Origin of the sequence: Bordetella hinzii LMG 13501, from assembly GCF_001548475.1 — a bacterium.
Taxonomy (GTDB): domain Bacteria; phylum Pseudomonadota; class Gammaproteobacteria; order Burkholderiales; family Burkholderiaceae_B; genus Bordetella; species Bordetella hinzii.
The window spans coordinates 133616-145524 of record NZ_LRUJ01000003.1 but is presented as its reverse complement, the minus strand read 5'-3'; the positions used below and the strand labels follow the sequence as shown (position 1 = coordinate 145524).

Genomic DNA, 11909 nt, shown 5'->3' with positions numbered 1-11909 from the left:
AGCTCAGGCCAGTTCGCTGGGGGCGATGCCGTAACGCTCGCGGAAAGCGGTGGCAAAGTTGGTCGCGTGGCGGTAGCCCACGAAATGCGCGGTCTGCTGCACGCTCCAGCCCCGGGCCAGGTGCTCGCGGGCCACCTCCAGCCGGCGCTCGCGCAGCCAGCTGAAGACCGATTGCTGGTACATGGCCTGGAACTTGACGCGCAAGGTGCTGGGACTCATGCAGGCCAACCGGGCCAGGGACTCCAGCGTATGGTCTTCGCCGGGGCAGGCGTGGAGCCGTTCGCGTACCCGTTCCAGCAATTGCCGGTCGCGCTGCGTCAGGCTGGGGCGCGGCGCCGGGGCCGGGTCCAGCGAGGCCAGGGCATGCGCGAGCAGCTGCATGCCCACGCCTTCACGCAGCATATTGCGCAGGGGATGGTCCCAGCCGCAATCCAGCAGGTGTTCGACCGCCCGCAGCAGGTGTTCCGGCACCGCCCAGCCGCGCAGGCGCGGATCGGGCGCGCGCATGGCTTTCCAGAGCCGTTCGCTGAGCTGCTCGTCGCCGACGGCCTCGGGCCGGGACAGCGACAGGTTGACACTGCGTATGCGCTGCCCGGCCGGATGAATGCCCGTCATGGCCACCGTGTCCCCATGGACCGCGCTGACGCCGCCATGCGCGGCCAGGCGGGCCTCGGGCCGGCGGTCCAGCCGCGTGCGCGCCTCTCCCTGGACCATCACAATGGCGCAGAAGCGGGGCGCCGTCATCGAGGTCGACTCATAATGATGGTGCACCCGCACATCCGAAGTCACCAGGCTCACGCCGGGCCGGATCTCATGCTCCTCCACGCGGCCTTCGGCGATGCACAGATCCTCGGTGCCGCAAGCGCCCAGCGCCGGCAGGCGATAGCGAAAGCCCGCCGGGCCGCCCATGCGGTCGAAGTCGGCGACCGTGAACCTTGCCGTCGGAGAAGGAGTCGTCATGGGCGGGCCTGCCGGCGCTTGAATGATTATCAAATGAGAATAGCATGGATTCTCATTTGAATGTCATCGCCCCGCCGGCCGGCCCGGACGGCGCGCCGCTAACGGATGAATTGATCGACATAGTCGGCGCCCAGGCCGACTTCGATATAGTGCTTGCGGCACATCTCTATCTTGCTGAAGACGTCTTCATAGCCCACCTGGCGTCCTTGTTCGTCGAGGTAGACCTGGGCGCCGCTGATGTTGAAGAAGGTGATCATTTCTTCCTGTTCGGCGCCTTCATCGACGACCAGGGTGTGGATCTCGCCCGGCGGCTCATAGACAAAGCTGCCGGCGCGCGCCACCCAGCTGTGCTCCAGATAACGCCATGAACCCTTGATCACGTAGCCGAAGACCATGCCCGGGTGGATATGGCGGCTGAGCACCCCTGAACGGCGCACGCGCAGCAGGTTGCACCACCCGCCCGTGACGGTGTTCAGGAAGAGGGGGCGGTACCAGACCTGCGGCGCCTGGGGCACCCAGACGCGCTCGTCGTCCGGGATGGCCGCGATGGCGATCTCGGGCTGTATGCCGGTGGCCTGCACCAGTGCCTGGTTGGATTTCTGCATATTGTTCTCCTCACGCCAGGGTGGCGCCGGCCTGCCAGACCGAGGGGTTGACCATGGCGGCCGGCCGGCGGTCCTGAAGCGCATCCAGCAGGTTCTGCGCCGCCAGGTCTATCATCGCGCGGCGGGTTTCGGTCGTGGCGCTGCCCACATGCGCCTGCAATATGACGTTGGGCAGCGAACACAGCGGATGGCCGGCGTCGATCGGCTCGTTTTCCATGACGTCCAGGCCCGCGCCCGCGATGGCGCCCGCGCGCAGGGCCGCGATCAGCTCGGCCTCGTTGATGACCGCGCCGCGCGCGGTGTTGATCAGATAGGCGCTGGGCTTCATGAGGCCGATCTCGCGCGCGCCGATGCTGTGGCGGGTTTCCGCGCTCAGCGGGATATGGATGCTCAGGAAGTCCGACTCGGCGAACAAGGCGTCGCGTTCGCGGTATTGCGCCAGGCCCTCGCCCTCGGCGGCTTCATCGCGGCGGCGATTGTGATAGAGGACTTGCATGCCCAGCGCCCGGGCCATGCCGGCGACCTCGCGGCCGATGCGGCCCATGCCCAGCAGGCCGAGCGTCTTGCCGCGGATGTCACGCGTCAGCGGCGCGGCGCCCTTGCTCCATTGGCCGGAACGCACAAAGGCGTCGCCCTGCACCAGGTTGCGGGCCAGGCAGATGAGCAGGCCCAGCGTCAGGTCGGCGACGGCCTTGTCCAGCACGCCCGGAGTGTTGCAGACCAGCACCCCGGCCTGGGTGGCGGCGGGGATATCGATATTGTCGAAGCCGACGGCGAAGTTCGACACCACGCGCAGCCGGGGCAGGGCGGCCAGTTCTTCCGGGCCGATGCGCGTCTTCATGGTGCACAGCACGCCTTGGACGGATTCGCGTTGCGCGGCATCCAGCGCCTGGGCCGGGCTTTGGCCGGCGGGTACTTCCAGGATGCGGCAGCCGGCTTGCAGCCGTTCGCGTAGGTCGGCCGGCAGCGGGGCGGACAGGACAATGGTGGGAAGGGATGATGCGGACATGAAACACTCCTGAGAAATCGAACCGCGCGCCTCAAGGCGCTTCGGCGTAGGCTTGGATGTCGGTGGCGAAGACCTGTTGCTCTTCGCCGTTGACCAAGGCGGGATTGCCGGGATGGGAGAGATAGCGGCAGGTGATCCAGATGCCGTCCTGCGGGTTTTCGATGACTTCGACGACGGCGCCATCGGTCATCAGCAGGACCGCGCCGGGCTGCAGCTCGACCAGGTTGACGGTTGACGACATGGCGCGTCCTCCTACAGCGCCAGCTGCTCGGCCGGCACACGCACGCGCATGCCGTCGAGCGCCTCGCTCAACATGATCTGGCAGGCCAGGCGGCTGGTGGGCCCGCGGCCGGGGACCACTTCAAGCAAGGCCTCCTCGGTGGCGCCGGCCGGCTCCAGCTGGGCGAACCACTGCGGGTCCACATGGACGTGGCAGGTGCCGCAAATCGCGCCGCCGCCGCATTCGGCGACCACGCCTTCGATGCCATGGTCACGCGCGCATTCCATCAGCGACCAGTCGGCGGGCGCCTGGGCGGCCTGTTCGCTGCCGTCCGGCAGCACGAAAAAGAGTTGGGGCATATCAGCTCTCCTGAAGTTGGGGCGGCGCGGACAGGCGCGCCACGCCCTTGACGAATTCGGCCGGGCTGTCGACCGCCTCGATGGCGGCAAGCCGGTCGCCGAGATGGCGTTCCACGATCCAACCCTTGGGCGTGGACAGGACGACATCGCGGCAAGGCGCGCCGGGAGCGACCAGGCCGGCCATCTGCAGACGGCGTCCTTGCTGTTCGGACCAGAACGTGGCGGTCCGGCGCGCCAGGGGCGGTTTGCCCGCGATATGGGCGGCGGCGATGCGGGCTTGGGCCAGCGCGTTCTGCACGCTTTCCACGCGGGCATGGCGCCCGAGTTCTTCCCGCCAGGCGCTGGCGCAATCGCCGATGGCATAAACGCGCGCGTCCGACGTCCGGCAGTGCTCATCGACCCGCACGCCGTCGGCGCAGGCCAGTCCGGCCTGGCGCGCCAGGCTGTCGTTGGGTTCGCCGCCGATGGCCACCAGCACGTGCTCGGCCTCGCAGCGCTGCTGCGCATCGATATGCGCCCGCCAACCGGCTTCCATCCGCTCCCAGCGCTGCACGCGGCACCCCAGGCGCAGGTCTATGCCGGCGCCGATGTGCAGGGCCGCCATGGCCTGGGCGGTGTGGGGCGACACCCGGCCTCCCATGAGGGACGGCCCTTGCTCCAGCACGGTCACGCGGGCGCCCAGGCGGGCGGCCGAACAGGCCGCTTCCAGGCCGAGGTAGCCGCCGCCCAGCACCAGCAGGCCCTGCCCGGCGGCGATGGCCTGGCGCAGCCCCAAGGCGTCCTCCTGGTTGCGGATGGCGTGCACGCGCGGGCCGTCCAGCCCGGCGAGGCGGCGGGCGCGGGATCCCGTGGCCAGCACGCAGCGCTCAAAGGCGATCTCGCGGCCGTCGGCGCAGCGCGCCACGCCGTCGCCCAGGCTGACAATGGCTTGGCCGGCCAGGCGCATGATGCCTTGGCTCTCGTATTGCGCCGGCGCCTTGAGCTGCAGGCGGGCGGGCTCGGTGGCGCCCAGCAGCAAGCCCTTGGACAGCGGCGGACGCTCATAGGGCGCATGCACTTCTTCGCCGGCCAGCAGGATGCTGCCCGTGTAGCCGGCCGCGCGCAGGGCCCAGGCGCATTCCACGCCCGCATGGCCCGCGCCCACGATCAATACACCGATAGGCTGCATGCCTCAGCCCTTGCCGAATTCGATGACCACATTGGCCTGCCTGGCGATGGCGCCCCAGCGTTCGAGCTCGCGCTGGTTCAGGGCGGCGAAGCCGTCGGCGTCGCGCGGTTGCGGCTCGAAGCCGGCCGTCTGCAGGCGCTCGCGCACACTGGGCTGGTCCACGCCCTGCGCGATCACCTTGCCCAGCTCCTGTACCAGGGGCGCGGGTACGCCGGCCGGCGCGTACACGCCCAGCCAGCTGGTGACGTCGAAATCCGCCATGCCGCTTTCCTCGAACGTCGGCACCTGGGGCAGCTGTTTGCTGCGATAGCTGCTGGTGACGGCCAGCGCCTTGAGGTTGCCCTTCTTGATCAGGGGCAGCACGGGCGGCAGATTGCTGAAGCAAAAATCCAGATTGCCATTGGCCACGTCGATGTTCAGCTCATTGCTGCCCTTGTAGGGAACATGCTGCATCTTCAGGCCGGTGCGCTGCGCAAAAAACTCCGTGGTCAGGTGGGCGGACGTGCCGATGCCGTTGCTGCCATAGCTCAGGCTGCCGGCCGGCTTGGACTTGGCATAGGCCAGGAACTCCTGGACGTTGGACAGTGGCGATTCCTTGGCCACCACCAGCACATTGACGAACTCGGCGATCTGCGCGACCGGCACGAAAGTCTTGGGCACGTCCAGCGGCAGACCGCGCACCGTCACGGGCGGCAGCACATTGCCGCCCAGCCCCCCCATGATGAAGGTATAGCCATCGGGCGCGGCGGCGGCGACCAGCTGCTGGCCGATCAGGCCGCTGGCGCCGGGCCGGTTCTCGACCACGACCGGCTGGCCATATCTGGCTGTCAGCAGCTCGCCGGCCAGGCGGGCCGCCACGTCGGTCACGCCGCCGGGCGGGTAGGGCACGACAAGGCGGATGGGGCGGCTGGCGTAGGCCCCGCCGGCGGCGCGCGCCAGCGGGGTCCAGGGCAGGGCGGCGGTGAATCCCAACATCTTCAAAACAGTACGGCGGTTCATTGCAACACTCCATGTAAGGAAGGCCGCGGCGCGGCGTGTCGTCTCCCCGGTACAGCAGGTATGGGTACAGCCTCCCCCGGGGAGGGCCTGGCGGCCATCCCGGAGGACAATATGGAAACAGGAAAGGTCAGAAGAAAACGGTCAGGGCCTTGGCCTGCAGCACGTTCTGGTCCAGATGGATCTCCCGATCGAGAATGCGCCAGCCATCGTCATGGCGCACCAGCAGGTCGCTGCGCTTGCCGACAAAGACATTGGTCTCCGTTTGCAGGCGGTTCTGGTAGAGCATGAAGCGCGAATGCACGCGCGCGGCCAGCCTGCCGTCCTGCTCCAGGCTCTCGGCGACACGTATATTGGCGACCATATGCGTGGTGCGCGAGGCGGGCTCTTCGGCCCAGTGGATGCCGGTCTTGAGCTGGGCGACGCGCTGGCGCAGCGTGGGCAGGCTTTCGTCTATCCAGGCGACCTGGTCCTGGGTCGTGTATTCCTCGGTGGCGATACGGTCGCGGCGCACATTGCGCGCCAGCGGCATGCGGTAGCGCGCCCGCTCATCGAACAATCCCAGCCACTCATCAAAGCGGCGGCTGTCCAGCAATTCGGCTTCATGACTGAGGAACTGCTGCACTTCCCACCACTGCAGCAGCGACGAAGGAATCGAAGTCGTGCTCATTCGTCTGTCCTCCTCACGCCGGCTCGGCCATCAGGGCGTCCCAGCTCAACCCCTTCATGAACTGGGCCCAGCGCCGGTAGTAGATGCGCGCGTTTTCCTCGGTGTATTCGCCGTTCTCGACACAGCCCTTGAGCTCGGGCACGGCGCGGGCATGGCCCACGCCCATCTGATAATTGAAATACAGCTCGCGAGAGACCGTGCCCTGGCAAGCCTCGGTGGCGCCGGTCCAGTTTTCCATGTCGTCCGACTCGGTCATGCCTCCGGGACCGGAATAGCGCAGGTAATAATGGCGTGCGGCTTCCTTGACCGAGGGCGGGGCGTCCTTGTCGACCAGGTACATGCGCCACATTTCCATTTCGGTCGGGCTGATGGGATGAAACACCGCGATGGTGCGCGGCTGGCGCCCATGGAAAGACATATTGGGAAAGATGGTGCCCACGCTGGTCATCACGCGCATCTTGTCGCCGAAGCGCCGCACCCGCGCCTCATGCACCTCGCGGTAATACGCCTCCACCTCGGGATGCTGGGCATAGAGCGGCTTGTACTCGGGCTCGGCGTAGAAAGGCAGCTGGCCCAGCAGCCCATGGCCCCGGCGAGGAAAACCGATGGTCATGCGATTGGGCGTGGGGTCGCGGCGCCCCTTGCCGCCGCTGGGGCCGATGCCCACGATGTCCACGGAACGATGGCTGATATCGTGGTAAAGATCGCCGATGAAGTTCTCCGGCGCGAACTTCCAGTTGCACTTCACGCGCCACTTTTGCACGCCGCCTATCACCTCGGAGCCGCCCGGGCTGCCGTCGCGGTGATCCAGGGCCGCGTCCAGATACCACTTCATATCGCCCAGATAGTCCAGGAAAGGCGGGGCGTCGGCATCCCAGGTGGCCCAGACCGTGCCCTTGTACACGCAGACCTGGGCCACGGTCTTCAGGCCCCAGGCCTTTTTGTCCAGCTCGCCCTTGTAATGGGTGGCATGGCCGGGAACGCCCACCAGCTCGCCGGGCCGTTCGACCAGCTTGCCGTCGGTCGAAAAACTCCAGCCGTGATACGGACAGGTGAACGTGCGGTTGTTGCCATGGTCATAGCGGCACAGCTTCATGCCGCGGTGCGCGCAGCTGTTGAGCATGACCTGGATATTGCCCTGCCGGTCGCGCGTCAGGATGACGGACTCCGTGCCCATGCGGGACAGGAAGTAATCATCCGGATTCGGCACCAGGCTTTCGTGGCCCACGAACAGCCAGGCGCGGGAAAACACCCGCTCCAGCTCGGTCTTGAAGATTTCTTCGTCGACAAAGATGGAGCGGCTGACCAGGCCCTGGTCGGCCATCACCAATTCGTCTATGGACTTACTCGCCATTTTTTCCCCTTGTATGCAGCGGTCATGAGCGCCGCTAGCGTTTCAAGAAACTGGTGGTATGCAAGCGTTTTTCGGTGTTCTCGATATGATTGCGGGCGCGCTGGCGGGCCAGCTCGCTATCGCCTTGCTCGATGGCCTCGTACAGGGCCTCGTGCTCGGACTGCGCCAGGGCGCCGCGCCCGGCCGTCTTGGCCGAACGCGAACGCGAGACTTCCAGATTGCGCCGCAACAGCACGCTCAGGAAATCGAAGAAATTCAGATAGTGCTCATTGCGCGTGGCGCGCGCGATGGCGCGATGGAAACTCAGGTCGGCATCCACGCCGGTGATGACATCGGCCGACTCCAGCGCCGTGGCCATCTTGTCCAGCGCGGCGCGCATGTCGTCCAGGTCTTGCCGGTCGCGGCGCTGGGCGGCCAGCGCCGCGGCCTCGATCTCGAACCCGCGGCGCAGCTCGACAATGCGCAGGATCTGCTCGACATTGCCTTCCTCGGCCGCCTGCATGCGCAGCACCGAAGGGCGGGTATTGAGCATGACCGTCAGGCCGCGCCCCTGTTTGCTGGTCACGATGCCGTCCGCCTTCAAGCGCGAGACCGCCTCGCGCAGCACCGTGCGCGAAACCCCCAGGCGGTCGGCGATGACTTGCTCCGGCGGCAGGACCTCGCCCAGCTGATACTGCCCGCTGGTGATCTCCTCGATCAGCATTTCGGTGATGCGGTCCGTGAGATTCAGCTCGCTGCGAGCGGCTGCGGGGGCCTGTCGTTTCAGAAGCGCCATATCGCTATTCCGTCCCAAAAATCCGATTATATGATTTACATATCAAACGCCGGAAAGCGAAAACCTTGGCGCTGCAGGGCGCGGGCCACGCCCGCGTAGGCGGGCATGGCGGCATAACGCGAGGACACCGCGTCGGTCCAGGACGGCGCCGGCGCCGCGCCCGACGCCTGCCGATAGGCCGCCATATCGCGATCCATGGCCGTGAGCGCCGGCTCCACCCGCGAACGGTCATAACGTTCGGCATGCCGCAGCGCATCCAGGGGCAGCCGGGGCTTCAGCGGCCCGGCGGCCGGCTCGGCCGCATAACCCAGGCAGACCCCGGCCAGCGGCAACGTCAACGGCGGCAGGGCCAACAGATCGATGACCGCGTCCAGCTCGCGCCGGATCCCTCCGACGGGGCATACCGCCAGTCCCGCCGCCCGGGCGGCCGCCATCAGCGTGGCCAGCATGATGCCCACATCAACCGCCCCGATCAGCAGCCCATTGACATCCTCGTGCGCGACCTGCCGCCGGCCGTGCCGCGCCGCCGCCTCGGCCGTCCTGTGGAAATCCATCAACAGCACCGCGAACACAGGCGCTTGCGCAACCGCCTCCTGCCCACCGCAAAGCCGCGCCAACTCCGCCTTGCGCGCTGCGTCCCGCACCTCGATCAGAGTCACATTCTGGGCATTGTTCCAAGAAGGACAACGGCTGGCCGCCGCATACACCTGGGCCAGCACGCCCGCTGCCACCTCGCGCTTGGCAAACGCGCGCACACTGCGGTGCATGGCCAAATGCTGAAGAAAGGCGTCCACCCAGGCTCTCCCTGATTGAGCATTAATGTGAAAATACTATAAAGTCTGGCGCACCTTTCACGAATCGGGGAAAACACCATCATGACCCTGCTCCAACACATCGCCGCCACCGGCTCCCCCTCCGCCATCAGCCGCGCCGTCGGCGTCCCCCCGGGCCTGACCCACTTCCAACTCAGCGCCCAGTACCCCGAGGTGATCGACCCCCAAGCCCCGGCCGGCTCCCGTCAAGCCTACGGCGACACCGCCACGCAGACCCGGACCACACTCGCCCGCCTCGAAAAAGTCCTGGCCGAAATGGGCTTGGGACTGGAACAACTGACCCACGCCAGGATCTACCTCGTGGCCGACCCCGACACCGGCCAAATGGACTTCGACGGCTTCAACGCCGCCTACAACGCTTACCTCAAGGCGCGCGTATCCGTCTTCCCCGCCCGCACCGTCGTCCAGGTCGCCGGGCTGGTCAAGCCTGGCTGGCTGATTGAAATCGAGGCGTGCGCGGCGGCGGCTTGAGGGGAGGGAGTGGGACAGCCATAACCGCCCCAGGCTCCAGGTAAGCGCCCTTTTTCCATCTTGCAGCCAAACGAAAGCCGAGAGTGTCCTTTGGGCCGCAGTCGACGTTCGCCATTCGCGGCCATTTGGCTAGCGCTTGCGATTCACCAGAATCGCGCTGGCAATGACGCCAAAGAGCCGTTCAGCGCGTGGCGCGTGCGAGGGTTGCTCGCGAAGCCAGGCGAGCGCCGCGATAAGGTCGAACAGTTCCGAACCATCCAGGTCGGCTCGTGCATTGCCATCGGCCTGCGCGCGGGCAAGCAGTGAGGCACCCGCGGCCCGCAGGGTGACGCACGACGCATGAAGCGCGGAGTTCACATCCTCGATAGCGCCCATCATTGGCGTGATCACGCCCCGATGCTCGTGCGTGAACGCAATGGTTTCCTGCAGCCACGTCACCAAGGCCTTGTCGGAAGCGCTCGACGATTCGAGTTCCCTGGCTCTTGCCGCCAGAGCATCGAAGCTTGAGCGCAGAAGTGCTTCAAGCAAGGCCTCGCGGGTCGGGAAGTGACGGTACAGCGTGCCCAGGCCGACCTCGGCCCGGCGGGCGACATCGCGCAAGGAGGCATCAGCCCCTTGCTCCGCGAAGACCTCACGCGCGACTGCAAGCAGGTGGTCGTAGTTTTTTTGAGCGTCGGCACGCATGGGATTCCTTGACAAACGGAACAGTGCTCCACATAATCGGAGCACTGTTCCGATCACGATACCGCATTTCAGTTCAAGGAGAAAGCCATGCAAGCCAAGGCAATGAAGGCGGTGCAGCAACATGCATTCGGCGGCCCGGAAGTCCTGCGCTACGAAGATGCGCCGATGCCCCAGGCAAAGCCGGGCGAAGTGCTCGTGCGCGTTCACGCCGTCGGCATCAATCCGCCGGATTGGTACCTGCGTGACGGCTACAAGATGCTGCCGCCGCAGTGGCGGCCGCGGCTGTCCTTCCCCTTGGTCCTGGGGACCGATATTTCGGGCGTCATTGAGTCCGTTGCCGACGACGTCAAGGACTTCAGCGTCGGAGACGAGGTGTATTCCATGGTTCGGTTTCCCCTCGGTTCCGCGGGAGGCAGCCGGGCCTATGCCGAGTACGTCAGCGTGCCGGCGTCAGATATCGCACTCAAACCGGCCAGAATCGACCACGTGCGGGCCGCCGGTGCGCCGATGTCCCTGCTCACGGCGTGGCAGTTCCTGGTGGACCTGGGCCATGACGAGCCCAATCCGCTCCAACCCACCCGGCATGTGCCCGTGCCGCTCGAAGGCAAGACTGTCGTCGTGAACGGGGCCGCGGGCGGCGTTGGGCACTTCCTGGTGCAGGTCGCCAAACTGAAGGCCGCGCACGTCATCGCCATCGCGTCAGGCCGACACGAAGCGCTATTGCGCGAGCTCGGCGCGCACGAGGTTCTCGACTACACGAAGACCACGCCCGAGGACGTGCTTCGCGACATCGACCTCGTCGTCGATTCGGTGGGCGGCCCGGCCACGGGACGCTTCATGCGCACGCTCAAGCGCGGTGGCGCGCTGTTTCCCGTATTCCCCCTGGGCTTTTCCGGCGCCGAAGAGGCCCAGAAGCGGGGCGTGACCGTCTCGGCAACCCAAGTGCGCTCAAACGGCGCCCAGCTTGCGCAACTCGGCCGCTTGCTGGATGACGGGACAATTCGAGTCGTCATTGACAGCACCTACCCGCTCGCCTTCGCCAGCAAGGCGCACGAACGGGCGGCTCGCGGACACATCCAGGGCAAGCTGGTGCTCAAGGTTCGATGAGGCGAGGCTGTCCGAGCGACTCGCGGCGCGTTCGCCCGCGAGTCCCGCCGCCAAAGATGCAGGTCTCCCACGGACAACTTCGATGACCACAATCAAAGACGCCATCAACGACCTCTTCAACGCCCCGCAGTTCACCACGGAAGAAGCGGTGGATCGGCACTTCGGACCTTCCTTCCGGCAACGTGTGAACGGGACATGGGATGACCGCTCGGGATTTCTTGCGCGGATGGACAGGCTCCGAGAGACGGTCGCGCACGCCGCGATCACCGTGCTGGACGAATTTTCTGACGGCGGCCGTTACGCAGAGCGCCATGTCATTGACATGCTCAAGCGTGACGGAGAGCGGATCCTCCAAGAGGTTTATGTGCTTGCCGAGCGGGGTTCCGACGGCCGTTTCATCAGAATTGAGGAGACGGCTCTGACGCTTGAAGTGAGGTGAACTCCGCGAGTTAATGCGGGTTGGGCCTGCGCAGCCGAGCGCAATGCATAAGCGTGGCTCTTCAGCTTTGCGATCACGGCGGCGGGCGATTTGGGAAGCCGCCGGGCGTCGGAAAGAAAAAACCCCGCAAGTCGTTGAACTTACGGGGGTTTCTCGCCGCTCGGGGCTTGCCCGGGCAATAATCTGGCGGAGAGGGTGGGACACTTCCACGCCGAATTGTAAGAACCTGACCGCACGAGAGAGATTTTCTCGGACCTTC

15 protein-coding genes are annotated in these 11909 nt (G+C 66.2%); 3 read left to right on the top strand and 12 right to left on the bottom strand.

Annotated elements, in window-relative coordinates; all coding sequences use genetic code 11:
• Positions 1-3: 3 nt before the first annotated feature.
• From AXA74_RS03260 to AXA74_RS03210, 11 genes are all read right to left on the bottom strand, one after another.
• Entirely contained in the window at positions 4-960 is a 957-nt protein-coding gene (locus AXA74_RS03260; RefSeq protein ID WP_032954877.1) for a helix-turn-helix transcriptional regulator, read from the bottom strand.
• A gap of 98 nt (positions 961-1058) precedes the next feature.
• A complete protein-coding gene (locus AXA74_RS03255) occupies positions 1059-1565 on the bottom strand; it encodes a 2,4'-dihydroxyacetophenone dioxygenase family protein (RefSeq protein ID WP_032954878.1) in 507 nt (168 codons plus the stop codon).
• Positions 1566-1575: 10 nt separating this feature from the next.
• Positions 1576-2574: a 2-hydroxyacid dehydrogenase gene (locus AXA74_RS03250; RefSeq protein ID WP_032977773.1), complete on the bottom strand. Its 999-nt coding sequence runs from the start codon at positions 2572-2574 to the stop codon at positions 1576-1578.
• Positions 2575-2605: 31 nt separating this feature from the next.
• On the bottom strand, positions 2606-2815 hold the full coding sequence (locus AXA74_RS03245) for a hypothetical protein (RefSeq protein WP_029579070.1): 210 nt from the start codon (positions 2813-2815) through the stop codon (positions 2606-2608).
• A gap of 11 nt (positions 2816-2826) precedes the next feature.
• A complete protein-coding gene (locus tag AXA74_RS03240; RefSeq protein WP_032954880.1) occupies positions 2827-3153 on the bottom strand; it encodes a 2Fe-2S iron-sulfur cluster-binding protein in 327 nt (108 codons plus the stop codon).
• A gap of 1 nt (position 3154) precedes the next feature.
• Complete coding sequence (locus AXA74_RS03235) at positions 3155-4321, bottom strand: NAD(P)/FAD-dependent oxidoreductase (protein WP_032977770.1); 1167 nt, start codon at positions 4319-4321, stop codon at positions 3155-3157.
• 3 nt (positions 4322-4324) lie between these two features.
• Entirely contained in the window at positions 4325-5320 is a 996-nt protein-coding gene (locus AXA74_RS03230) for a Bug family tripartite tricarboxylate transporter substrate binding protein (RefSeq protein ID WP_032954881.1), read from the bottom strand.
• Between the two features lie 127 nt (positions 5321-5447).
• Positions 5448-5987 (bottom strand): aromatic-ring-hydroxylating dioxygenase subunit beta, encoded by a 540-nt coding sequence (locus AXA74_RS03225; RefSeq protein ID WP_032954882.1) that lies wholly within the window; start codon positions 5985-5987, stop codon positions 5448-5450.
• Positions 5988-6000: 13 nt separating this feature from the next.
• The gene (locus tag AXA74_RS03220; RefSeq protein WP_029579075.1) at positions 6001-7341 is read right to left on the bottom strand and encodes an aromatic ring-hydroxylating oxygenase subunit alpha; all 1341 of its coding nucleotides are present in this window, start codon (positions 7339-7341) and stop codon (positions 6001-6003) included.
• A gap of 34 nt (positions 7342-7375) precedes the next feature.
• On the bottom strand, positions 7376-8116 hold the full coding sequence (locus AXA74_RS03215) for a FadR/GntR family transcriptional regulator (RefSeq protein ID WP_048939895.1): 741 nt from the start codon (positions 8114-8116) through the stop codon (positions 7376-7378).
• A 35-nt stretch (positions 8117-8151) separates the two neighbouring features.
• Positions 8152-8910, bottom strand: a complete 759-nt coding sequence (locus AXA74_RS03210) for a nitroreductase family protein (protein ID WP_029579077.1) — start codon at positions 8908-8910, stop codon at positions 8152-8154.
• A gap of 81 nt (positions 8911-8991) precedes the next feature.
• On the opposite strand from AXA74_RS03210, the gene AXA74_RS03205 reads away from it, so the two are divergent.
• Positions 8992-9420 (top strand): Rid family hydrolase, encoded by a 429-nt coding sequence (locus tag AXA74_RS03205; protein WP_029579078.1) that lies wholly within the window; start codon positions 8992-8994, stop codon positions 9418-9420.
• Between the two features lie 129 nt (positions 9421-9549).
• On the opposite strand, the gene AXA74_RS03200 is transcribed toward AXA74_RS03205, so the two are convergent.
• Positions 9550-10104: a TetR/AcrR family transcriptional regulator gene (locus AXA74_RS03200; RefSeq protein WP_032960831.1), complete on the bottom strand. Its 555-nt coding sequence runs from the start codon at positions 10102-10104 to the stop codon at positions 9550-9552.
• Positions 10105-10191: 87 nt separating this feature from the next.
• Between AXA74_RS03200 and AXA74_RS03195 the strand changes: the two genes are divergently transcribed.
• Positions 10192-11211: an NADP-dependent oxidoreductase gene (locus AXA74_RS03195; RefSeq protein ID WP_032978811.1), complete on the top strand. Its 1020-nt coding sequence runs from the start codon at positions 10192-10194 to the stop codon at positions 11209-11211.
• An 82-nt stretch (positions 11212-11293) separates the two neighbouring features.
• The gene (locus tag AXA74_RS03190; RefSeq protein ID WP_032978808.1) at positions 11294-11650 is read left to right on the top strand and encodes a hypothetical protein; all 357 of its coding nucleotides are present in this window, start codon (positions 11294-11296) and stop codon (positions 11648-11650) included.
• Positions 11651-11909: the final 259 nt, after the last annotated feature.